The 22,269-nt window shown below is 57.8% G+C and carries 23 protein-coding genes; 11 read left to right on the top strand and 12 right to left on the bottom strand.

Going from position 1 to position 22,269, the window contains the following annotated elements:
• Window positions 1–104 precede the first annotated feature (104 nt).
• The 7 genes from rpsM (at window position 105) to bfr (ending at window position 5,223) form a co-directional block, all read left to right on the top strand.
• Window positions 105–461 (top strand): 30S ribosomal protein S13, encoded by a 357-nt coding sequence (gene rpsM, locus AC1D2P_RS24385; RefSeq protein WP_003186020.1) that lies wholly within the window; start codon window positions 105–107, stop codon window positions 459–461.
• 30 nt (window positions 462–491) lie between these two features.
• On the top strand, window positions 492–881 hold the full coding sequence (rpsK, locus tag AC1D2P_RS24390; RefSeq protein WP_002555466.1) for a 30S ribosomal protein S11: 390 nt from the start codon (window positions 492–494) through the stop codon (window positions 879–881).
• An 18-nt stretch (window positions 882–899) separates the two neighbouring features.
• Entirely contained in the window at window positions 900–1,520 is a 621-nt protein-coding gene (gene rpsD, locus AC1D2P_RS24395; protein WP_003210056.1) for a 30S ribosomal protein S4, read from the top strand.
• Window positions 1,521–1,542: 22 nt separating this feature from the next.
• A complete protein-coding gene (locus AC1D2P_RS24400) occupies window positions 1,543–2,544 on the top strand; it encodes a DNA-directed RNA polymerase subunit alpha (RefSeq protein WP_477811627.1) in 1,002 nt (333 codons plus the stop codon).
• Window positions 2,545–2,586: 42 nt separating this feature from the next.
• On the top strand, window positions 2,587–2,973 hold the full coding sequence (gene rplQ, locus AC1D2P_RS24405) for a 50S ribosomal protein L17 (protein WP_003176402.1): 387 nt from the start codon (window positions 2,587–2,589) through the stop codon (window positions 2,971–2,973).
• A gap of 181 nt (window positions 2,974–3,154) precedes the next feature.
• Window positions 3,155–4,609, top strand: coding sequence for a catalase (locus tag AC1D2P_RS24410; RefSeq protein ID WP_046028856.1), 1,455 nt, complete (start codon window positions 3,155–3,157; stop codon window positions 4,607–4,609).
• A 149-nt stretch (window positions 4,610–4,758) separates the two neighbouring features.
• Window positions 4,759–5,223 (top strand): bacterioferritin, encoded by a 465-nt coding sequence (gene bfr, locus AC1D2P_RS24415; RefSeq protein WP_477811628.1) that lies wholly within the window; start codon window positions 4,759–4,761, stop codon window positions 5,221–5,223.
• Between the two features lie 64 nt (window positions 5,224–5,287).
• Here bfr and uvrA read toward each other — a convergent pair whose 3' ends face one another.
• Complete coding sequence (gene uvrA / locus AC1D2P_RS24420; RefSeq protein WP_109787307.1) at window positions 5,288–8,122, bottom strand: excinuclease ABC subunit UvrA; 2,835 nt, start codon at window positions 8,120–8,122, stop codon at window positions 5,288–5,290.
• Window positions 8,123–8,314: 192 nt separating this feature from the next.
• Between uvrA and AC1D2P_RS24425 the strand changes: the two genes are divergently transcribed.
• A complete protein-coding gene (locus tag AC1D2P_RS24425; protein WP_109787308.1) occupies window positions 8,315–9,712 on the top strand; it encodes an MFS transporter in 1,398 nt (465 codons plus the stop codon).
• 9 nt (window positions 9,713–9,721) lie between these two features.
• On the top strand, window positions 9,722–10,243 hold the full coding sequence (locus AC1D2P_RS24430; protein WP_046028847.1) for a single-stranded DNA-binding protein: 522 nt from the start codon (window positions 9,722–9,724) through the stop codon (window positions 10,241–10,243).
• 74 nt (window positions 10,244–10,317) lie between these two features.
• On the opposite strand, the gene AC1D2P_RS24435 is transcribed toward AC1D2P_RS24430, so the two are convergent.
• The 11 genes from AC1D2P_RS24435 to AC1D2P_RS24485 form a co-directional block, all read right to left on the bottom strand.
• Complete coding sequence (locus tag AC1D2P_RS24435) at window positions 10,318–12,522, bottom strand: OsmC domain/YcaO domain-containing protein (RefSeq protein WP_109787309.1); 2,205 nt, start codon at window positions 12,520–12,522, stop codon at window positions 10,318–10,320.
• Window positions 12,523–12,680: 158 nt separating this feature from the next.
• Window positions 12,681–13,838, bottom strand: a complete 1,158-nt coding sequence (locus AC1D2P_RS24440; protein WP_477758361.1) for a glutathionylspermidine synthase family protein — start codon at window positions 13,836–13,838, stop codon at window positions 12,681–12,683.
• A 12-nt stretch (window positions 13,839–13,850) separates the two neighbouring features.
• Window positions 13,851–14,576 (bottom strand): DUF1190 domain-containing protein, encoded by a 726-nt coding sequence (locus AC1D2P_RS24445; RefSeq protein ID WP_109787311.1) that lies wholly within the window; start codon window positions 14,574–14,576, stop codon window positions 13,851–13,853.
• Between the two features lie 19 nt (window positions 14,577–14,595).
• Window positions 14,596–15,024, bottom strand: coding sequence for a DUF350 domain-containing protein (locus AC1D2P_RS24450; RefSeq protein WP_027924370.1), 429 nt, complete (start codon window positions 15,022–15,024; stop codon window positions 14,596–14,598).
• A gap of 14 nt (window positions 15,025–15,038) precedes the next feature.
• Complete coding sequence (locus AC1D2P_RS24455; protein ID WP_046028840.1) at window positions 15,039–15,713, bottom strand: DUF2491 family protein; 675 nt, start codon at window positions 15,711–15,713, stop codon at window positions 15,039–15,041.
• Window positions 15,700–16,734: an ion channel gene (locus AC1D2P_RS24460; RefSeq protein ID WP_109787312.1), complete on the bottom strand. Its 1,035-nt coding sequence runs from the start codon at window positions 16,732–16,734 to the stop codon at window positions 15,700–15,702. The genes AC1D2P_RS24455 and AC1D2P_RS24460 overlap by 14 nt, the downstream gene beginning before the upstream one ends.
• 71 nt (window positions 16,735–16,805) lie before the next feature.
• Window positions 16,806–17,369 (bottom strand): rhomboid family intramembrane serine protease, encoded by a 564-nt coding sequence (locus AC1D2P_RS24465; protein ID WP_109787313.1) that lies wholly within the window; start codon window positions 17,367–17,369, stop codon window positions 16,806–16,808.
• Window positions 17,370–17,435: 66 nt separating this feature from the next.
• Entirely contained in the window at window positions 17,436–18,134 is a 699-nt protein-coding gene (locus tag AC1D2P_RS24470) for a PspA/IM30 family protein (protein ID WP_477811629.1), read from the bottom strand.
• 21 nt (window positions 18,135–18,155) lie between these two features.
• Window positions 18,156–18,842: a YjfI family protein gene (locus AC1D2P_RS24475; RefSeq protein WP_109787315.1), complete on the bottom strand. Its 687-nt coding sequence runs from the start codon at window positions 18,840–18,842 to the stop codon at window positions 18,156–18,158.
• A 145-nt stretch (window positions 18,843–18,987) separates the two neighbouring features.
• Window positions 18,988–19,812, bottom strand: coding sequence for an alpha/beta fold hydrolase (locus AC1D2P_RS24480; protein ID WP_046028829.1), 825 nt, complete (start codon window positions 19,810–19,812; stop codon window positions 18,988–18,990).
• 43 nt (window positions 19,813–19,855) lie between these two features.
• A complete protein-coding gene (locus AC1D2P_RS24485; protein ID WP_046028827.1) occupies window positions 19,856–20,410 on the bottom strand; it encodes a cysteine hydrolase family protein in 555 nt (184 codons plus the stop codon).
• A 102-nt stretch (window positions 20,411–20,512) separates the two neighbouring features.
• Here AC1D2P_RS24485 and AC1D2P_RS24490 point away from each other — a divergent pair, with 102 nt between their 5' ends.
• Window positions 20,513–21,508, top strand: coding sequence for a GlxA family transcriptional regulator (locus AC1D2P_RS24490; RefSeq protein ID WP_046028825.1), 996 nt, complete (start codon window positions 20,513–20,515; stop codon window positions 21,506–21,508).
• A 291-nt stretch (window positions 21,509–21,799) separates the two neighbouring features.
• Window positions 21,800–22,269: DUF3182 family protein (locus tag AC1D2P_RS24495; protein WP_477811630.1), on the top strand; the 470-nt coding region annotated here is incomplete at its 3' end.

A 22,269-nucleotide genomic window follows, 5' to 3' on the forward strand; every position in this document is an offset into this window, starting at 1 on the left:
CTAGTGCGCTACCGGGTTGATTATTTGTTATTACAGCGATATTATCTCGCGCCCTATTTCTTGGCTTCCGGGGCGTAGGTAGCTGTCAATTGGAGTCCCACTGAATGGCCCGTATTGCAGGCGTTAACATTCCAGATAACAAGCATACTGTTATCTCGCTGACCTACATCTATGGTGTTGGTCGCACTACTGCACAGAAGATCTGTGCAGTGACTGGGGTAAACCCAGCCGCAAAGATCAAAGATCTGAGCGACGAGCAGATTGAACAGCTGCGTGGCGAAGTGGCGAAGTTCACCACTGAAGGTGACCTGCGTCGCGAAATCAACATGAAAATCAAGCGTTTGATGGACCTCGGTTGCTATCGCGGTCTGCGTCATCGTCGTGGTCTTCCAGTACGCGGTCAGCGTACCAAGACTAACGCGCGTACCCGTAAAGGTCCGCGTAAGCCGATCCGCAAGTAATCGCCCCAGCGAATCGACAGGAAATTAATCATGGCTAAACCTGCTGCTCGTCCTCGTAAAAAAGTTAAAAAGACAGTGGTTGATGGCATCGCCCACATCCATGCATCTTTTAACAACACAATCGTGACCATCACCGACCGTCAAGGCAACGCTCTTTCCTGGGCTACCTCCGGTGGTTCGGGTTTCCGCGGTTCCCGCAAGTCCACCCCGTTTGCTGCTCAAGTAGCTGCTGAACGTGCTGGCCAAGCTGCGCTGGAATACGGTCTGAAAAACCTCGACGTTAACGTCAAAGGTCCAGGCCCAGGTCGTGAATCCGCAGTCCGCGCTTTGAACGGCTGTGGCTACAAGATCGCCAGCATCACCGACGTGACGCCAATCCCGCACAACGGGTGCCGTCCGCCGAAGAAGCGCCGCGTGTAATCCAGGAGATTGTAAAGAATGGCTCGTTACATTGGTCCAAAATGCAAACTCGCTCGTCGCGAAGGCACCGATCTCTTTCTGAAGAGCGGCGTGCGCGCGATCGAATCGAAGTGCAACATTGAAGCAGCACCTGGTATCCACGGCCAACGCCGCGGTCGCCAGTCCGATTACGGCACCCAACTGCGTGAAAAGCAGAAGGTCCGTCGTATCTACGGCGTTCTCGAGCGTCAATTCAGCGGCTACTATAAAGAAGCTGCTGGCAAGAAAGGTGCAACCGGTGAAAACCTGCTGCAACTGCTCGAATGCCGTTTGGACAACGTTGTATACCGTATGGGTTTTGGCTCTACTCGTGCCGAATCCCGTCAGCTGGTATCGCACAAATCCGTCAGCGTTAACGGTCAGACCGTAAACGTACCGTCTTACCAGGTTCGTGCTGGTGACGTGGTCGCGATTCGCGAGAAAGCAAAGAACCAACTTCGCATTGTCCAAGCTCTCGATCTGTGTGCCCAACGTGGCCGCGTAGAATGGGTAGAAGTAGACACTGAGAAGAAGTCGGGCGTTTTCAAGAACGTTCCAGCTCGCAGTGATCTGTCCGCCGACATCAACGAAAGCCTGATTGTCGAGCTCTACTCCAAGTAAGGGCTAGAAAATAGGTGCATCCATGCAGATTTCGGTAAATGAGTTCCTGACACCCCGCCACATTGATGTGCAGGTTGTCAGTCCAACCCGCGCCAAGATCACTCTCGAGCCTCTCGAGCGTGGTTTCGGCCACACCCTGGGCAACGCGCTGCGCCGCATCCTGTTGTCCTCAATGCCCGGCTGTGCAGTAGTCGAGGCCGAGATTGACGGTGTACTCCATGAGTACAGCGCCATCGAAGGCGTACAGGAAGACGTAATTGAAATCCTGTTGAACCTTAAAGGTCTGGCTATCAAGCTGCACGGTCGTGACGAAGTTACGCTGACCTTGTCGAAGAAGGGTTCGGGGGTGGTTACCGCTGCCGATATTCAGCTGGATCATGATGTCGAGATCGTTAACCCCGATCACGTAATCGCTAACCTGGCGTCTAACGGCGCCCTGAACATGAAGCTCACCGTAGCTCGTGGTCGTGGTTATGAACCGGCAGACTCGCGTCAGAGCGATGAAGACGAAAGCCGCAGCATCGGTCGCTTGCAGCTTGACTCTTCGTTCAGCCCGGTTCGCCGTATCGCATACGTGGTGGAAAACGCCCGTGTCGAGCAGCGTACTAACCTGGACAAGCTGGTTATTGATCTGGAAACCAACGGTACTCTGGATCCTGAAGAGGCTATCCGCCGCGCTGCAACCATTCTGCAACAGCAGTTGGCTGCGTTCGTCGACCTCAAAGGTGACAGTGAGYCAGTGGTTGTTGAGCAGGAAGACGAGATCGATCCGATCCTGCTTCGCCCGGTTGACGATCTGGAACTGACTGTACGTTCGGCTAACTGCCTTAAGGCGGAAAACATCTACTACATCGGTGACCTGATTCAGCGTACCGAAGTAGAGCTGTTGAAGACTCCGAACCTTGGCAAGAAATCCTTGACTGAAATCAAGGACGTTCTGGCCTCCCGCGGTCTGTCCCTCGGCATGCGCCTCGACAACTGGCCGCCTGCAAGTCTTAAGAAGGACGACAAGGCGACTGCCTGATCGTCGTAATCACCGAACGTCGTGTTTGGTAAGGAATGAACCATGCGTCATCGTAAAAGTGGTCGTCACCTGAGCCGCACTAGCTCGCACCGCAAGGCCATGTTTCAAAACATGGCAGTGTCGCTGTTCGAGCACGAGCTGATCAAAACTACACTGCCGAAAGCTAAAGAACTGCGTCGCGTTGCTGAGCCGCTGATCACTTTGGCCAAGACAGACAGCCTGGCTAACCGCCGTCTGGCTTTCGACCGTACTCGTTCGAAAGCTATCGTTGGTAAGCTCTTCAACGACCTGGGCAAGCGTTACGCTACCCGTGAGGGTGGCTACCTGCGCATCCTCAAGTGCGGCTTCCGCGCTGGCGACAACGCGCCTATGGCGTACGTCGAGTTGGTTGATCGTGCTACTGCTGGCGAAGCTGTATCCGCCGAGTAAGACGTCAGTCTGAAACAAAGAACCGGGCCTAGTGCCCGGTTTTTTGTGTGCGGTCGAAAGTATCTTAGAAATTTTCTATCGATTACAAAATGTTAATGAATTTGTAGGTGTAACGTGGGTGAGCAATACTCCTTTTCAGCCGATTAGCCGGCAGTGAAAGACTGACAAAGGAAGAGATCGCATGAGCCAAAGTAAAACGCTTACCACCGCCAGTGGCGCTCCTGTCGCCGATAACCAGAATTCTCGCTCCGCCGGCCCTCGTGGCCCGCTGCTGCTCGACGATTTTCACCTGATCGAGAAGCTCGCCCATTTCAACCGTGAAAACATCCCTGAGCGTCGCGTGCACGCTAAAGGTTCGGGCGCCTACGGAACGTTCACCGTAACGCGTGATATCACCCAATACACCAGCGCTAAACTGTTCGAGTCCGTGGGCAAGCAAACCCCGACGTTCCTGCGGTTTTCCACTGTTGGTGGTGAGCGTGGTTCGGCCGACACTGAGCGCGATCCACGTGGCTTCGCCCTGAAGTTCTATACCGAGGAAGGCAACTGGGACATCGTCGGCAACAACACGCCCGTTTTCTTCATTCGCGATCCTTTGAAATTCCCCGACTTTATTCACACTCAAAAACGCTTGCCGCAAAGCAATCTGAAAAGTGCGCAGATGATGTGGGATTTCTGGTCGCACTCACCCGAGGCGTTGCACCAGGTCACGATCCTGTTCTCGGATCGCGGCATTCCTGACGGTTACCGTCACATGCATGGCTTCGGCAGTCACACCTACAGCCTGATCAACGCCAGCGGCGAGCGGCATTGGGTGAAGTGGCACTACAAGACTCAGCAAGGGATCAAGAACCTCGCTCCGGCAGATGCTGCACGCCTGGCGGGCACTGATCCGGATTACGCCCAGCGTGACCTGTTTGGTGCAATCGAGCGCGGAGACTTCCCCAAATGGCGTGTTTGCATCCAGATTATGTCTGAGGCTCAGGCAGCAGAGCATTACGAGAACCCGTTCGATGTGACCAAGACCTGGTCGCAGAAAGAGTTTCCACTGATTGAAGTAGGCGAATTGGAGCTCAATCGCAATCCGCAGAACTACTTTGCTGAGGTCGAGCAAGCGGCGTTTGGTCCGAGCAACATGGTGCCGGGTGTCGGTCTGTCGCCTGATCGCATGCTGCAAGGTCGCGTATTCGCCTACGCGGATGCTCACCGCTACCGTGTTGGCACCAATCACCAGCAACTGCCGGTGAATGCGCCTCGCAGTCCGGTGAACAGCTACCAGCGTGATGGTTCGATGGCGTTTGGCAGCAACGGCGGTGCAACGCCTAACTATGAGCCGAACAGCTATGTCGCTTCGCCGAAGCAAGCGCCTCATTATGCAGAGCCGCCGTTGGTGCTGAGCGGGGCGGCTGATCGCTACGATCACCGCGAAGATACCGACTACTACAGCCATGCCGGTGCGTTGTTCCGTTTAATGAGCGATGAGCAGAAAAGGCTGCTGGTCAGCAATATTGCCGGCGCAATGGCTGGGGTTTCCAGCGATGTGGTTGACCGTCAATTGCAGCATTTCTACAAAGCCGATCCTGCGTATGGAGAAGCAATCGCAAAGCTGCTCAACGTACAGCTTAACGAAGTCTAAATGAGAAGCAGAACCGCCCTCGATTGGGCGGTTTTTGCGTTATTTAAACCACTTTTCTCAGAATATCTTCGCTTTTATCGCGCAAACGGAGTGACCAATCAGTCGTCGTGGTTCAAACTACAGACTTTCAAGCAGGGAGATGTAGGGCGATGCAAGGCCACCCAGACGTAATCGATTACCTCAACACGTTGCTGACTGGCGAACTGGYGGCACGTGATCAATATTTCGTCCATTCGCGGATGTATGAGGACTGGGGTTTCACCAAGCTCTACGAACGTATCAATCACGAGATGGAAGAAGAGGCGGGGCATGCGGATTCCCTGATGCGCCGTATCCTGATGCTCGAAGGCACGCCGCGCATGCGTCCCGACGACCTTGATGTCGGCACCACCGTGCCGGAGATGCTCGCCGCTGACCTGCGCCTGGAATACAAAGTCCGCGCCGCACTCTGCAAGGGCATCAAGCTCTGCGAGCAGCACAAGGACTATGTCAGCCGCGAGATGCTGCGGATCCAGTTACATGACACCGAAGAAGATCACACCTACTGGCTTGAAAAGCAGATGGGTCTGATCAAGTTGATCGGTCTCGAGAACTACCTGCAATCCCACGCCTGATTGCACCGATATAAAAAAGCCCCTGTCACTGAGTCAGTGACAGGGGCTTTTTTTCGAGCCGGATTCAGGCTCGATCACGCTCCAGCAGCGGTTTGAGGTAGAAGCCGGTATGCGACTGCTTCATCTCGGAGACTTCTTCCGGCGTACCGACGGCAATGATCTGCCCGCCCTTGGAACCGCCCTCCGGGCCCAGGTCCACCAGCCAGTCAGCGGTCTTGATCACGTCGAGGTTATGCTCGATTACCACCACGGTGTTGCCGTGGTCGCGAAGGCGGTGCAGCACATCCAGCAATTGCTGAATGTCCGCGAAGTGCAGACCGGTCGTAGGCTCATCGAGGATATACAGCGTCTTGCCGGTATCGCGCTTGGACAGTTCACGGGACAGTTTCACCCGTTGCGCTTCACCGCCGGACAGTGTGGTCGCCGATTGCCCCAGTTTGATGTACGACAAACCCACATCCATCAGCGTCTGAAGTTTGCGTGCCAGGGCTGGAACCGCATCGAAGAACACCCGGGCTTCCTCGATGGTCATCTCGAGGGTTTCGTGGATGCTCTTGCCCTTGTACTTGATCTCCAGTGTTTCACGGTTGTAGCGCTTGCTTTTGCAGACGTCGCACGGGACATAGATGTCTGGCAGGAAGTGCATTTCCACCTTGATCAAACCGTCGCCCTGGCAGGCCTCGCAACGTCCGCCTTTCACGTTGAAGGAGAAGCGTCCCGGGCCGTAACCCCGTGAACGCGACTCCGGCACGCCGGCAAACAACTCACGAATCGGCGTGAACAGACCGGTGTAAGTCGCCGGGTTGGAGCGTGGTGTACGACCGATTGGGCTTTGGTCGATGTCGACGACCTTATCCAGATGCTCCAGGCCCTTGATGCTGTCGTGAGCGGCAGCTTCAAGCGTTGTTGCGCCGTTGAGCGCCGTTGCGCTCAACGGGAAGAGTGTGTTGTTGATCAGTGTCGATTTGCCAGAGCCCGATACACCGGTCACGCAGGTCAACAGGCCAATCGGAATTTCCAGGTCAACGTCGCGCAAGTTGTTACCGCGAGCGCCCTTGAGCGACAACGACAGTTTCTTGTTACGCGGTGTGCGTTTGGCCGGAACAGCAATCTTCACCCGCCCCGACAAGTACTTGCCAGTCAATGAATCCGGGTGAGCCATGACCTCGGCCGGTGTACCTTCGGCGACAATATGGCCACCGTGTACGCCAGCGCCCGGACCGATGTCCACCACGTAGTCGGCCAGGCGAATCGCATCTTCATCGTGCTCGACCACGATCACCGTGTTGCCGATGTCGCGCAGGTGCTTGAGCGTCCCGAGCAACCGATCGTTATCGCGTTGGTGCAGGCCAATCGACGGTTCATCGAGGATGTACAGAACCCCCACCAGGCCGGCACCAATCTGGCTGGCCAGGCGAATCCGCTGGGCCTCGCCGCCGGACAATGTGTCCGCACTGCGATCCAGCGAAAGATAGTCGAGGCCCACGTTCACCAGAAACTGCAGGCGTTCGCGGATTTCCTTGAGGATCTTGTCGGCAATTTCGCCGCGACGGCCTGTCAGCTTCAGAACCTCGAAATACTCGCAGGCATCCCCGATCGGCAGATTGGTCACTGCGGGCAGCGTCTTCTCGCCTACCCACACGTGCCGGGCTTCACGCCGCAGGCGCGTGCCCCGGCAGTCCGGGCACGACTGGGTGCTGAGGAATTTGGCCAGCTCTTCACGCACCGAAGCAGACTCGGTTTCGCGATAGCGGCGCTCAAGGTTCGGCACGATGCCTTCAAACGGATGAGAGCGTTTGACGATGTCGCCACGGTCGTTCAGGTATTTGAAGTCGACGTTTTGCGAGCCGCTACCATGCAGGATGAATTTCTGTTGGTCGGCCGGCAGTTCGTTGAATGGCACTTCCAGGCTGAATTTGTAGTGGGACGCCAACGACCCGAGCATCTGGAAGTAATAGACGTTGCGCCTGTCCCAGCCGCGAATCGCGCCTTCTGCCAGTGTCAGCTCGCCGTTCACCAATCGCTTGATGTCGAAAAACTGCTTCACACCCAGGCCGTCGCAGGTCGGGCAAGCGCCGGCCGGGTTGTTGAAGGAGAACAGCTTGGGTTCGAGCTCACTGATGGCGTGGCCGCAAATCGGGCAGGCGAAGCGCGCGGAGAAGATCATTTCTTCACCCGGTTCGTCGTCCATCGGCGCAACCAGCGCAATGCCGTCAGCCAGTTTCAGTGCGGTTTCGAACGATTCGGCCAGGCGCTGTTGCAGATCGGCGCGAACCTTGAAACGGTCGACCACGACATCGATCGAATGCTTCTTCTGTTTATCCAGCTTGGGCAATTCGTCCAGCTCGCAGAGCCGGCCATTGACCCGGGCCCGGACAAAACCCTGGGCGCGCAGTTCTTCGAAGACCGACAGATGCTCGCCTTTGCGCTCGCGGATGACCGGGGCCAGCAGCATCAGTTTGCTGCCCTCCGGTTGGGCGAGGACCAGGTCGACCATCTGGCTGACAGTTTGTGCTTCCAGTGGAATGTCGTGATCCGGGCAGCGCGGAATACCCACGCGCGCATACAGCAGACGCAGGTAGTCGTAGATTTCGGTGATGGTGCCGACCGTCGAGCGCGGGTTGTGCGAGGTCGACTTCTGTTCGATGGAAATGGCCGGCGACAAACCTTCGATGGTGTCGACGTCAGGCTTTTCCATCATCGACAAAAACTGCCGGGCATAGGCCGACAGCGATTCGACATAGCGACGCTGGCCTTCGGCGTACAGCGTGTCGAATGCCAGGGACGATTTGCCCGACCCGGACAGGCCGGTGATGACGATCAGCTTGTCCCGTGGCAGGGTCAGGTCGATGTTCTTCAGGTTGTGGGTCCGGGCCCCACGAATCAGGATCTTGTCCAAAAGTGGCCTCGCTTGGCGGGCGTCGAAAACGTAGGAGTATACGGCCAAATACTGGATGGATGCACACTATCAAACGAGTGGATGATTGTCTTAGATGAAGAGTCTGTCAGCAGAACGCGTCAAAGCGTCGCGATATACCCTGTCAATCGATGGGACTGGTAGAATCGCGGCCGGTTCACATGAGGTTTTTCCATGCACGATCCCCACAGCGAACGCATGAGTGGCAGTGAGACCCGCGCAGCAAGCGGTCTGGCCCTGGTGTTCGCCTTCCGTATGCTTGGCATGTTCATGGTGTTGCCGGTACTGGCGACCTATGGGATGGATCTGGCAGGTGCAACACCGGCCCTCATCGGGTTGGCGATTGGCGCTTACGGCCTGACCCAGGCGATCTTTCAGATTCCATTCGGCATCATTTCCGACCGCATTGGCCGCCGCCCGGTGATTTACCTGGGGCTGATCGTCTTCGCGCTCGGCAGTGTGCTGGCGGCCAATGCCGATTCGATCTGGGGCGTCATCGCCGGACGAGTCCTGCAGGGCGCGGGGGCGATTTCTGCCGCCGTCATGGCCTTGCTGTCAGACCTGACCCGCGAGCAGCATCGGACCAAAGCCATGGCCATGATCGGCATGACGATCGGTTTGTCGTTCGCGGTCGCCATGGTCGTAGGACCGTTGCTGACCCGTGCCTTCGGCCTGTCCGGATTGTTCCTCGCCACGGGTGGCATGGCGCTGTTCGGTATCGTGATCGTGATGTTCATGGTGCCAAAGTCCACCGGCCCGTTGCAGCACCGAGAGTCGGGTGTCGCGCGTCAGGCGCTGTTACCGACGCTCAAACATCCGGACCTGTTGCGCCTGGACCTGGGCATTTTTGTGTTGCACGCGATGTTGATGTCGAGCTTCGTCGCGTTGCCTTTGGCGCTGGTTGAAAAAGCCGGTTTGCCTAAAGAGCAGCACTGGTGGGTCTACCTGACAGCTCTGCTGATTTCTTTCTTCGCCATGATCCCGTTCATTATCTACGGCGAGAAGAAACGCAAAATGAAACGAGTTTTATTGGGCGCAGTGCTGACGCTGATGCTCACTGAGCTATTCTTCTGGCAGTTTGGCGATAGCCTGCGGGCTCTGGTGATCGGGACGGTGGTGTTTTTCACCGCGTTCAATCTGCTGGAAGCTTCGTTGCCATCGCTGATCAGCAAGGTTTCACCAGCAGGCGGCAAGGGCACGGCGATGGGGGTTTATTCCACCAGTCAGTTCCTCGGTTCGGCACTGGGCGGTATCCTCGGCGGCTGGATGTTTCAGCATGGCGGTTTGTCGGTTGTATTCCTGGGATGTGCCGGGCTGGCTGCACTTTGGTTGGCCTTTGCTGTTACCATGCGTGAACCTCCCTATGTGACGAGCCTGCGCTTGCCGTTGTCGCCCGAAGCGATTCGTGAAGCTGGCCTGATCGAGCGCCTGAAGGCCGTTACAGGGGTTACCGATGCAATTGTCGTTGCCGATGAAGCCGCCATTTACATCAAATTGGACACAGAATTATTGGATCGCAACACGCTTGAGCGTCTGGTGAACAACCCGGCCGCGACAGCGTGCGAAGCCTAGGAGAACGCAATGGCCCGTGGGGTTAACAAAGTCATATTGGTCGGTACTTGCGGCCAGGATCCTGAAGTTCGTTACCTGCCAAATGGCAACGCCGTGACCAACCTGAGTCTGGCGACCAGCGAACAATGGACCGACAAGCAAACCGGTCAGAAGGTCGAGAAGACCGAATGGCACCGTGTGTCGATGTTCGGCAAGGTTGCCGAAATCGCCGGCGAATACCTGCGTAAAGGTTCGCAGGTATACATCGAAGGCAAGCTGCAGACCCGCGAGTGGGAAAAAGACGGTATCAAGCGTTACACCACTGAAATCGTGGTCGACATGCAAGGCACCATGCAACTGCTGGGCGGCCGTCCACAACAGGGCGACCAACAAGGCGGTGGCAACAACTACCAGCAATCCGCTCCGGCCCCACGCCAACAGGCACCACGTCCGCAGCAGTCGGCGCCACAACAGTCGCGTCCGGCTCCACAGCAAGCCGCACCGCAACCGGCTCCGGATTTCGACAGCTTTGATGACGATATCCCGTTCTGATCCGTAGCTTTTTCAGAACCGTAAACAAAAAAAAGMGAAGCCATTGATCTGGCTTCGCTTTTTTGTGGGCGCTGTTAACGGGATAACGTGGTCACAACGGCCCGCGCCGAGTGCAGTTTCTTGTAGCTATCGATCAACCGCAGGTGCCTGTCGAGCCCCTCCAGTTTCATGCTGGTCGGCGTCAAGCCATGGAAACGCACGCTGCCGTCCACCGAGCCGATCGCTGCATCCGTGCGCTCGTTGCCAAACATCCGGCGGAAATTGGCCTCGTAGTCTTCCAGTTCCAGGTCTTCGTCCAGCTTCATTTCCAGCACCACATTGACGGCCTGGTAGAACAAGCCGCGCTCAACCGTGTTGTCGTTGTACTGCAGGAACATTTCCACTGCCTCTTTCGCCTCTTCGAATTGCTGCAAGGCGAGATAAATCAGCAGCTTCAACTCAAGAATCGTCAGTTGGCCCCACGCCGTGTTGTCGTCAAATTCGATGCCGATCAAGCTGGTGATGTCGGTGTAGTCGTCCAGCTCACTTTCCACCAGACGCTCAACCAGCGATAGCAGTTCTTCTTCGTCCAGACGATGCAGGTTGAGGATATCGGCGCGGAAGAACAGCGCTTTGTTGGTGTTATCCCAGATCAGATCGTCCGCGGGATAGATTTCCGAGTAGTCCGGCACCAGGATGCGGCACGCCTTGGCGCCGATGTGCTCGTAGACCGCCATGTACACTTGCTTGCCCATGCCTTCGAGAATGCCGAACAGGGTCGCGGCTTCCTCGGCATTCGAGTTTTCACCCTGGCCGGAAAAGTCCCACTCCACGAATTCGTAGTCTGATTTGGCACTGAAGAAGCGCCACGACACCACGCCGCTGGAATCGATGAAGTGCTCGACGAAGTTATTCGGCTCGGTCACCGCATGACCTTCAAACGTCGGCTGAGGCAGATCGTTGAGGCCTTCGAAGCTACGGCCCTGCAACAATTCGGTCAGGCTGCGCTCCAGTGCCACTTCCAGGCTTGGGTGCGCGCCGAACGAGGCGAACACACCGCCGGTGCGCGGGTTCATCAGCGTGACGCACATCACCGGGAATTCGCCGCCCAGGGACGCATCCTTCACCAGCACGGGGAACCCTTGCTCTTCCAGCGCCTGAATCCCGGCGAGAATCCCCGGGTACTTCGCCAACACATCGGCTGGCACATCCGGCAGGGCAAACTCACCTTCGATGATTTCGCGTTTGACCGCGCGTTCGAAGATCTCCGACAGGCACTGCACCTGGGCTTCGGCCAGCGTGTTGCCGGCGCTCATGCCATTGCTGAGGAACAGGTTTTCAATCAGGTTGGACGGGAAATACACCACCTCGCCGTCCGACTGACGCACGAATGGCAGCGAGCAAATGCCACGCTCTTCATTGCCCGAGTTGGTGTCGATCAGATGGGAACCACGCAGCTCGCCGTCCCGGTTGTAAATCTTCAGGCAGTGTTCGTCGAGAATTTCAGTCGGCAGCGCATCATTGCGACCAGGCTTGAACCAGCGTTCGTCCGGGTAATGCACAAACGGCGCGTTGGCGATGTCTTCGCCCCAGAACTGGTCGTTGTAGAAGAAGTTGCAGTTGAGTCGCTCGATAAACTCGCCCAGCGCCGACGCCAACGCGCCTTCTTTGGTCGTGCCCTTGCCATTGGTGAAACACATTGGCGAGTGCGCATCGCGGATGTGCAGCGACCACACGTTGGGAACGATATTGCGCCACGAAGCGATTTCAATCTTCATGCCCAGGTCAGCGAGGATGGCCGACATGTTGGCGATGGTCTGCTCCAGCGGCAGGTCCTTGCCGGCAATATAAGTGCTCGCCTCTGAGTTAGAAGCAGGCATCAGCAACGCCTGGGCATCGGCGTCGAGGTTTTCCACTTCTTCGATCACAAACTCAGGCCCGGCTTGCACCACTTTTTTCACGGTGCAACGGTCGATGGAGCGCAGGATGCCCTGGCGGTCCTTGTCGGAGATGTCTGCCGGCAACTCGACCTGAATCTTGAAAATCTGGTTGTAGCGGTTTTCCGGATCAACAATGTTGTTCTGCGACAGGCGGATGTTATCGGTGGGAATACTGCGAGTGTCGCAGTACAACTTCACGAAATAAGCCGCACACAACGCCGACGAAGCCAGAAAGTAATCGAACGGACCCGGTGCCGAGCCATCGCCCTTGTAGCGAATAGGCTGGTCGGCCACCACCGTGAAGTCATCGAACTTTGCTTCAAGCCGAAGGTTGTCGAGAAAGTTGACCTTGATTTCCATGGGGGATTACCAGAATAACGGGCTAGACGAATTGGCCGCCATTATCCGGCTTTTCGGGCGTAAGTCTTGTCGTTGTCTCGTCTTGACCTTGGTTTAGCCCTGTTTTCACCCGAACGCCCGATGCACGGCACCGGGGTTTCTTATGCACGACGTATTGCTCAGTCGAGTATCAGGTGCGGCAAAAACCGGCTCGAATCCTTGGTGATCAAACTGTTGTCTTCCCGCACGCCAATACCGGCGGCCTGATCGCCAATCACCCAAGAGCCAATCAGCGTATAGCTGTCGCCAAACTTCGGCAGCGGGGCGAACTCCTGGAGGATAAACGGCGCATCCGTGTAGGGCCCATCTTCTTTGACGATCAGGCCATCGGCCGTTTGCAGCTCGATGTTGGCGCCTTCACGGGAGAAGAACGGTTTACGCACCCAGCCCTTGGGCACCGCTTTGTTCGGATCCGTGTCCAGGTGAGCGGCGAGCAGGCTCGGGTGACCTTTGTTGAACTCCCACAGCAACGGCAGGATGCCCTTGTTGGAGATGATGGATTTCCACGCCGGCTCGAAAAACTGGGTGTCACTCTGGGCAATCGCGGCGCCGAAGGGCTCGTGGAAAATGAATTCCCAGGCATGCAGCTTGAACAAGTGCGGGATCCAGCGATCTTCGAGATCGACGAATCGTCCGTCGCTGGTGAGGCCGATGTCTTCGATATCGATGTGCCGGGATTCTATGCCGACCTTTTCCGCGACCAGTCGCAAATAGTCGGTGGTGCCCTTGTCTTCGACCGAGTGTTTCATCGAGGCGAAATAGAAGGGCTGTTTGAGCTGCAGTTGAGCAAAGGCCTGATGGAGTTTGGTGTCGATGCTATTGAACTGGTCGGCATGCTTGGGCAGCAAACCGCGTTCGATGCATTGCTCCAGCCAGCCCCATTGAAACGCCGCCGCCTCATATAAGCTGGTCGGCGTGTCGTAGTTGAGTTCCAGCAACTTGGCCGGCCCGGTGCCGTTGTAGGAGAAGTCCATGCGCCCATACAGGTGCGGGTGACCTTCAAGCCATGATGTGCGAATCATGTCGTAGAACGCCGACGGAATACTCAGGCGTTCCAGCAACTCCTCGCTCTGAACCACGCGGGCCACCAGGTCCATGCACATCTCATGGATCTCGGTGGTCGGGTCCTCCAGATCGTTTTCGATTTGCTTGAGCGTGAACTGGTAATACGCGCTCTCGTCCCAATAGGGTTCGCCATCGATGGTGTGAAACAGAAAGCCGAGACCTTCGGCGGTCTGTTTCCAGTCATGACGCTCTGCGCAATGGATCTTCTTCATGGCCCGGTTTCCTTAACTGCTCGACCCGCCGCCCCAGCCGCTGCGTGCGCTGGCCTTGCTGCCGAAACCGCCACGCGACGTCGACGAGGCAACGGAAGAAACCGGCTTGCTTGCCGATTTGCTGATGGTGTTGCTGTAGCTGCCGCTGCCGCTGCCGCCGTACTTCGCCTGGTTGGACCGGTTGAACGTCGAACCGTTGGCAATGCGCTGGTTGAGGGTTGAGGAGCCATAGTTGCCGCGATCATCGCGGTAGCGGTAGACCGGTTGGGAGTAATAGCTGTTGCGGTTGTTGCTCAGCATGTTGCCGATCAACAGCCCGGTCAGCAGGCTGCTGGTGGAAAACCCCGAGCCGCCGGTGTTGGCTTCCGAGGCCGGCAGTTGTGCCTTGGCGGCGTCCACCTGGGATTGCGTCACCTGGCCATCAGCGGTCAGCTCGAAGCCGCCCAGCCTGGGGATGAACTTGCCGGTCGAGTCCTGCTGGCACCAGTCGGCGACAAAATCGGCATCGCAATCGGCCTGGTTGTCGTACACCGGGGCAATGCGACGATGCTCGGCCATGGCGCTCATGTAGGCATCGGAGCAGACGTCCACCGGGAGTTTTTCATCGGCGCATTGCTGGACGGACTGGAAGTTGTACTTCTTCTGCACCGCATAGGTTTTTTCCGTTGGCCCGCAACCGGATATCGCCATGGCGACCGATGCGGCCAGCGAGAGCTGAACGTACTTGCTTCGTTTCATCGAAATCTCCGCTGCGCGATCAGTTCTGGGAAGGGGTCATGCACGCGGCGTTGAGCATGCCGACGCTGATGGCCACTGCCGCCACATAAATGCCCGCGGCGATTTCACCTTTTTTGATGCGCTCCGAGGTGCCTTTGAGTACCAGGCTGGTCATCAAGAACGCCAGCAGTTGCACGAATGCGGCGATGACGGCCCAGACAACGAAGTCGAGCAGGCTGATCGAATAGGCAATCACATTGCTGGCCGGGATGGCGAAACCAATGATGGCACCACCGAGGGCGATGGCGGCCGCCACGTTGCCCGAGCGGATCAGTTCGAACTCTTTGTGCGGCGTGATGCGGGTGTAGATGAACTGGAACAGCGCGAACAACACAGCGGCGCCGAGGATGTATGAAACAAACCCGAGCACAGCCGCCGGGTTCAGAGAGATGGAGAGTGCTTCTAGCATGGACGTCTTCCTTGTTAAAAAGTGTTCAGGTCGGTGGTGTACAGCGAGACACCCAGCGACGTGCTCAAACTGATGGTGCCTTCAGCGTCTTCTTCGACGGAGAACAGCAGGAATTCCCGGCGATCGGTCAGGCCGGTTTCGCGGGCGTACAGCATTGAACGGTGCTCGATGCTGTAGGCGTCCTCCGGGTTTTTCAGCTGTTCGCTCAGCGCCACCAATTCGGTCTGGCCATTTTCGGTGCCCCATTCGCGGGTGTATTCGACGCCGTTGTGGGTGTAGGTCGGCAAGCCGATCAGGCTTTGCGGGCCGGCCAGTCGGCGCAATTCCGCCTCGCTGCTGATGGTGATGTAGCTGAGGTAGTTGAACAGGATCACCGACTCGACCTGCCCGGCGATATCGCCGGTGGTGTGCACCTGCAGCCAGTATTCTTCGTCGTTCATGTAGTAGCGCGAGAGCCAGGTCGACTGCCCGAGATCGATGGTGCCGTTGCTCCAGATCTGCTGGGAACCCGGAATCGTCACGGTGGTGTTGCCGTCGAGCAACAATTTCAGGCTGGTGTCGAACATCACGCCTTTGCCCAACCCCAGGCCCAGTGGGCCCGCTGCCGGCAGGGTTTCACTGGCGGTCCATTTCGAATCGGTATTCGCGTTCGGGGCCTCAAGCCCCATCAACTGTTTAAACCATCCCATGGGAGATCTCCTTGAGGCGAGTGGAGGCGATGTAGAAGAGTTCGCCGCCCTCAACGCGTGTCGCGTTGGGCGGGTTGATCGAAGGGTGTTGGGCGCCTATGGCGCGATAGCCGATGAGGGTGGCGTTATGGCGTTCTTTCATCTGCGCGTACAGGTCACCAAAGGTGGCCTCATACGTTTCGGGCAGTTTCATCAGGTATTGGGTCGCGCCTTCACCCACGCACAACAACTCATTGATGACCATGGACGAGCCCGGGTCCTGAGAGGCGCGCACCAGCATCTCGATGGCCATGCTTGAGGTGCATTCGAGGGTGGGGGCGTAGGCGCTGGCGAGTGCGGCGATTTCGCTTTCATTGAAATGCGCGACCACGTGCCCGATGGGGTTCAGTTGATTGACCGCCAGCACGGTGGCCAGGGTCAAATCGTCTGACGGGGTTCGCACCAGCACGCGCTCGGCACCCGGAACACCGGCGCGCAGTAATAACGCCGCCGAGGACAGGCTGTCACCTTTGATGAAGCTGGCCTTGCCCGGCATGGGGTTTTCTTCAAGGGTGCAATCGCAAATCACGATCAGGTTGTCGTTGGAGGTTTCGTCCTGCAACAACAATTCAATGACCCGTTCGCTGCACGCGCCTTCCCAGCCGATGAGAACCGTATGGCCGACCTTGCCGGTGAAATCTCCTTTGCCCTTCATGCCTTTTCTCCATGCATCGATAACACTGCTGGTGGTTTTGCCAATCGCCGCTGTCAGCAGCGCAATGCCGCCGAGCATGACCCAGGTCGCCACGAAAATCCGCCCGGCCGAGGTCTGCGGCGCGAGGTCGCCATAGCCGACGGTCAACGTGGTGGTGAGATAGAAGTAGGTAAACGTGGCGGGGGTGGTGAGCTGATGTTCGCCCAGCAACACCAGCCCCAGCCAGGCGGTGGTCAGGTGGATGCCCAACGCAATCACCAGGCCCGCCCAGCCGAAACGGTGGAACAGGGACGAGGCATACAGGCGTAATAAAAGGAATATCGACATTTCGTCCCTGACTCTGTGGGGCACGCGTTCCTGGCGAAGTCATCGCCTCGGTGTCGGTGTGCCCGAATGCGTTAACGGGCGGCATTAAACCTGCTGCGTGGCGCAGATAGAAGTACCTTGGCTGCAATAAAACCGGCGAATGCCCCGAACAGATGCCCTTCGAATGAAATGCCCCGACGAGGCAGGAAGCCAAAGACCAATCCGCCATACAACAAGGCAACGAGGCCTGCCGTCATAACGTTGCCCCAGCTCTTCTGGAACCAGGCGCGCGACAGAATGTACGCCCACAGCCCGAAAACCCAACCGCTGGCGCCAATGTGTACGCCGGTAAAACCGAACAGCCAGACCAGCGAGCCGCCCAGCAGAATAATGATGGCGCTGACGGCCATGAACCGATTGAGCCCATCGACGATCACCAGCGTACCCAGTACCAAAAAGGCAATCAGGTTGGCGCTCAGGTGCGAGAAGGACGCGTGCAAAAAAGGTGAAGTGACGATGCCCATCAGTCCATGCACGGTTCTGGGAACCAGGCCGAACGCCATAAGGCTGTAACCGGTGGCGAAATTGATCACTTGCAGCGCGACCATGACGATGGCCAGGCCGGCGATAATCTTGAAACCCTTCAGGGTGTCCATCGTTGCCCTCGACTCAAAAAAAGAAGGGCAATCAATGCCCTTCTTTTCGGGGTGTTGCCGGGTCGATTACTCGGCCGACTTTTGCTTCAGGCGTTCCAGGATCGCGTTGGCGCTGCCTTCGTTCGGCGTGATGCCGGCTTCGCGCAGTTTGCGTTCCAGATCGGTGCCAGTCGAGGCGTCGGCCAGTTGGTCCTGTGCTTCCAGTTCTGCAGCGCGTTGCTGCTGCTTGGCCTGCAAACGGTTCAGGGTGCCGACGGCGGTTTCCAGCTTGCCGTTGGCGCCGCCGCTGGCGATGGAGGCGCTGACCTGGGCTTTCTGCACGCTTTCGCGGGCCTTGGCCATGTCCACTTGCTGGCGCAGGCTCTTGATGCGGTTTTCGGCCTTGGTGATGTCTTTACGCATGTTGTCCGCGTAACCGCCGAATTCGGTGGCCTGCTTTTGCTCGACATCGAGTTCGTTGGTCAGGGTCGAAATCGCTTCGGCCACTTCCATCGCCAGGTCTTCGCGGTTGGCCTGGATCGCGGCCATGGCCTTGGATTCCAGGTCCTTGATTTTGGCGTGGTACTCGCTGACGCGGTCGGCCGACAGTTTGTGCTTGGCCATGATGGTGACCAGCTCGCGCTTGGCATTGGCCAGCGCGCTGTCAGCATCGCGAATTTCCTGGTCGAGGATGCGCAGGGCCTGTTGGTCGACGATTGCTTCGCCAACTTCGCTGGCACCGCCACGCAGCGCGGTGAACASTTTGCTCCAGATGGACTGAGTCATTGGATCTTCCTTTCCTGATAATTACTTGAAGAAGCGTTCGAAGGCTTCGCTGGCACGCTGGACGTTGTCGACCAGGGTTTTCACCTCGGTCACCACGTTGGTCAGGCTGGAGTCGGAACTCAGCGCGCCGAACATGTTGTAAACGACCTGGCCGTTGGGCATGGACTCGATACCGATGGAGGACAGCGGGAACATTTCCCGGCTGCGCAACACGGCGTCGTTGAAGGCCGGCACGTCGTGGATGGATTCAACGTCGACCAGCACGGTATCCACGATGATCTGATCGCCCACCACCGCGATGTAAATCGGCAAGCCACCGAAATCGTTCATTTCCAGCTTGATGCTGGACTCGGAGCCTTGAACAAGGGAAAGGGTGATGTCCTTCGAAACCACTTCGTCGAGGGCCTTCAGGGCGTTGAAGAGGCTATCGATGTTCCAGTTGTTGCCTGCGCTCATGTAATTCTCCGACATGAATGAGCCAGCCAGAATCGGTTGGCGTAGCTGTTGCTCCATCTGCTTGAGCAAGCTTCGGTTTTCGGGAAGCACCCAAGTCTCGTGTTTCACATAACCGGCGGCTGCCAGGCCCGCGCGCATCTGCTTCATGTAGAAGCTCGATGGTTTTTTCGCGGACGGTTTCGAGCGCTCACCCTTGGGGCTCTTTGATGCAGCAGGCTCGACAGGCGAACCTGACGGGGAGCGGCTTTGCATGGCAGTGACTCCGTTGTGAACATCTCACGCGTGAGAAACCCTACGCCCAAAGCACAGCGTCTTCAATGGCTCACGCGTGAGTTTTTTCGGCCATACGCCAAAAGGCCCGCAGCATGGCGGGCCCTGTGGTATTTCAAAGTATTTCTCAGCCTTTGGCGAAGGCCAGCATGTCCGCGTTCACTTGCTCTTTATGGGTATCCGTCAGCCCATGCGGCGCTCCCGGATACACAATCAGCTCGGCATGCTCGATCAATCGCTTGCTCTCAAGCCCCGCCGCTTGAATCGGCACAATCTGGTCGTCATCGCCGTGGATGATCAAGGTCGGCACATCAAACTTTTTCAGGTCGTCACGGAAATCCGTTTCCGAGAAGGCCTTGATGCTGTCCAGGGTGTTCTTGTGACCGCCCATCATGCCTTGCATCCAGAACGAGTCGATCAACCCTTGCGATGACGTGGCGCCGGGGCGGTTGAAGCCAAAGAACGGCCCGCTGGCAACATCCTTGTAGAGCTGCGACCGGTCGGCGATAGACGCCGCACGGATGCCGTCAAACACTTCAATTGGCAGGCCTTTGGGATTGCTCTCGGTTTTCAGCATCAGCGGCGGTACGGCGGAAATCAGCCCGGCCTTGGCCAGACGGCGTGTGCCGTGGCGACCGATGTAGCGTGCAACTTCACCGCCGCCGGTAGAAAAGCCGAAAAGAATCACGTCCTTCAAATCCAGGTGTTCGATCAACTCGGCCAGGTCATCGGCATAGTGATCCATGTCGTTGCCGTCCCACGGCTGGCTCGACCGGCCATGGCCCCGACGATCATGCGCGATGGCACGGAAACCGTTGTTGGCGAAGTGCAGCATCTGCGATTCCCAACTGTCGGCGCTCAGAGGCCAGCCGTGGCTGAACACCACCGGTTGTCCGCTGCCCCAGTCCTTGTAGTAAAGGGTGTTGCCTTCGCGAGTCGTCAGAGTAGCCATGTCGATGATCTCCAAATGAAGTACGTGAGTCGGGCGTTTACATTTAGAAGCTGGCGGCGAGGAACTCGTCGGTGGACACTACCTTGGCATAGGCAAAACCCAGCGCCGACATGAAGGCGGCGTGTACGTGGGCAGCCGGTACGGTCACACCGTTGAACTCCAGGTCCCGGGAGGCGCAGGCGTCGTGGATGACCGTGACAGCGTAGCCGAAGTCATTGGCAGCGCGAGTGATGCCGTCGACGCACATGTGGCTCATGCTGCCGACCACCACCAGCTCCTTGACCCCCTGCTCATCGAGGATCGATTTCAGGTCGGTTTCGCGGAACGAGTTGACGAAGTGCTTGAGGACCACCGGCTCATTGGCCTGGTTGAGGACCTTGGGGTGCAGCTTTGCGCCTTCGGAGCCCGGGGTGAAGAACGGTGCTTCTTCGGAGGTGAATTCGTGGCGGATGTGCACCACCGAATCACCGGCCTCACGAAAGGCCTTGAGCAGGCGAACGGCGTTATCGGCAGCGGCGTCGGCGCCGACCAGCGGCCATTTGCCTTGTGGGAAGTAGTCGTTTTGGATATCAACTACGATGAGTGCTTGCTTGGCCATGACTGTTTCCTCGAAGTGCTTGTTGGGTGTGGGATGAAGTATTGGGTTTAGCAGGCCGTCCGAGGATTGGCCGCACCGACAATAGAAGGGGGAAAACTGACAATGGATGCAAAAAGGGCAATCGCCGAGCTGGGCGTGCTGATTTATCCCGGTGCGCAGATGGCGGCGGTGCATGGGCTGACGGATTTGTTCGACGTGGCCAACCGGATCGCCACCGAGCATCAGTCTGCGCAGTTGCCGCTGCTGCGAGTCAGCCATTGGCGGATAGAGGGCGATCAGGCGCCCGTTCGGGTCTACGACAGTCATCCCGCGCCGGACTCGGCCTTGGTGGCTGTGTTGATCCCGCCGTCGATTGCCAGTTTTTACGCCGGCCAGGTGCCGCCGGCATTGCTCGACTGGGTTCGCCAGCAACACGCGGGCGGCGCGACGCTCGGAGGCGTCTGCGTAGGCTCCATTCTATTGGCCGAAAGCGGCCTGCTCGACGGCCGCAGCGCCACCACGCACTGGACCTCGGCCAAAGGCTTCGCGGAGCGTTACCCAGCGATCAAACTCAAGGCTGACACGCCCATCGTCGATGACGGCGACCTGATTACCACGGCCGGACTGATGGCCTGGTCCGAGTTGGGGTTGCGCCTGGTCGACCGTTTGCTGGGGCCGAGTATTGCGACCGGCACGGCGCGGTTTCTGGTGGTGGAACACAGCGACAGTGCCAGCGAGTGCGGGAGCAATTTTTCACCGATTCTCAGTCATGGCGATGCGTCGATTCTCAAGGTCCAGCATTGGCTGCAAAGCACCGGCGCGACCGATGTGTCACTGACGGCCATGGCTGAGCGGGCGGGACTGGAAGAGCGCACGTTCCTGCGCCGATTCCGCGCAGCCACCGGGCTCAAGCCAACCGAGTATTGCCAGCACCTGCGGGTCGGCAAGGCCCGGGAGATGCTCGAATTCACCAACGGCACCATCGATCACATCGCCTGGACCGTGGGTTATCAGGACCCCGGTGCGTTTCGCTCGACCTTCAAGAAGATCACCGGGCTGGCGCCGAGCGATTACCGGACACGGTTTGGTGTCTCACCGACGGCAGCAACCCCACGGTAGCCAGATCATTACATAGCCCATGTGGGAGCCGAGCTTGCTCGCGATTGCGCCATAACATTCAACAATGATGTGTCTGATACATCGCCATCGCGAGCAAGCTCGGCTCCCACAGGATCATGCGCCAGGTATGAGTCGTGCAAAATGCAGGCTGTCGTGCAGAATAAAACAGGCCTGGTGCCATTACCCTTTGCGCAACTATCTGATTTAAAAGTTGTTGGCGGCGCCCGCCGCTTGGCCTGATCTCTGCACCTCTCCCTATACACTCATCAAGCGCCGATTGAAGGGGGACGCATGACCCCAACAAACCGCAGGAAACTGGTGGTCGCCCATTCCGTGCACCCGGATGCACCCTTGCACGAAGTTGAAACCAATCGTGCACTGGCCCGTTGGCTGGCGCAGATTCTGGGCCTCAAGTACGGGGGCAGTTTCGATCGGGAACTGCACAACGGTCGTGACCTGTATCTGCTGCCGACGCAAACCCTGGTCGGCTCCGATGCCGCCCGGCAAGTCGGCGTCAAAGGGCCGCAAGATTTGTGGGGCGGTTACGTCGATCACGATTTCATCTGCACCAAAGCCATCAGCCACGGCTTGCTCAATAAAAATGCCTACGCCCCGCCAGGTTGGTCACCGCTGTTTTCCGAGCGCGTGCGCAGCGTGGTGCTGGACGGCCTCAGCGTGTTCTCGTTCGACGATGCGCGGCCCGCCGCCGAACACTTGCTCCACAACGGCCCGATCCGCCTCAAGCCTGTACATGCCTGCGC

The organism is Pseudomonas sp. P1_F1_2, from assembly GCF_056405815.1.

Coding starts and splice junctions, on each gene's coding strand:
- AC1D2P_RS24490 (WP_046028825.1), top strand. CDS start 20,513: ATGGATGCAAAAAGGGCAATCGCCGAGCTGGGCGTGCTGATTTATCCC.
- AC1D2P_RS24475 (WP_109787315.1), bottom strand. CDS start 18,842: ATGCAAAGCCGCTCCCCGTCAGGTTCGCCTGTCGAGCCTGCTGCATCA.
- AC1D2P_RS24485 (WP_046028827.1), bottom strand. CDS start 20,410: ATGGCCAAGCAAGCACTCATCGTAGTTGATATCCAAAACGACTACTTC.
- AC1D2P_RS24455 (WP_046028840.1), bottom strand. CDS start 15,713: ATGGGATGGTTTAAACAGTTGATGGGGCTTGAGGCCCCGAACGCGAAT.
- AC1D2P_RS24410 (WP_046028856.1), top strand. CDS start 3,155: ATGAGCCAAAGTAAAACGCTTACCACCGCCAGTGGCGCTCCTGTCGCC.
- rpsD (WP_003210056.1), top strand. CDS start 900: ATGGCTCGTTACATTGGTCCAAAATGCAAACTCGCTCGTCGCGAAGGC.
- rplQ (WP_003176402.1), top strand. CDS start 2,587: ATGCGTCATCGTAAAAGTGGTCGTCACCTGAGCCGCACTAGCTCGCAC.
- AC1D2P_RS24430 (WP_046028847.1), top strand. CDS start 9,722: ATGGCCCGTGGGGTTAACAAAGTCATATTGGTCGGTACTTGCGGCCAG.
- AC1D2P_RS24435 (WP_109787309.1), bottom strand. CDS start 12,522: ATGGAAATCAAGGTCAACTTTCTCGACAACCTTCGGCTTGAAGCAAAG.
- rpsK (WP_002555466.1), top strand. CDS start 492: ATGGCTAAACCTGCTGCTCGTCCTCGTAAAAAAGTTAAAAAGACAGTG.
- AC1D2P_RS24425 (WP_109787308.1), top strand. CDS start 8,315: ATGCACGATCCCCACAGCGAACGCATGAGTGGCAGTGAGACCCGCGCA.
- AC1D2P_RS24440 (WP_477758361.1), bottom strand. CDS start 13,838: ATGAAGAAGATCCATTGCGCAGAGCGTCATGACTGGAAACAGACCGCC.
- AC1D2P_RS24460 (WP_109787312.1), bottom strand. CDS start 16,734: ATGTCGATATTCCTTTTATTACGCCTGTATGCCTCGTCCCTGTTCCAC.
- rpsM (WP_003186020.1), top strand. CDS start 105: ATGGCCCGTATTGCAGGCGTTAACATTCCAGATAACAAGCATACTGTT.
- AC1D2P_RS24450 (WP_027924370.1), bottom strand. CDS start 15,024: ATGCTAGAAGCACTCTCCATCTCTCTGAACCCGGCGGCTGTGCTCGGG.
- AC1D2P_RS24480 (WP_046028829.1), bottom strand. CDS start 19,812: ATGGCTACTCTGACGACTCGCGAAGGCAACACCCTTTACTACAAGGAC.
- AC1D2P_RS24465 (WP_109787313.1), bottom strand. CDS start 17,369: ATGGACACCCTGAAGGGTTTCAAGATTATCGCCGGCCTGGCCATCGTC.
- AC1D2P_RS24445 (WP_109787311.1), bottom strand. CDS start 14,576: ATGAAACGAAGCAAGTACGTTCAGCTCTCGCTGGCCGCATCGGTCGCC.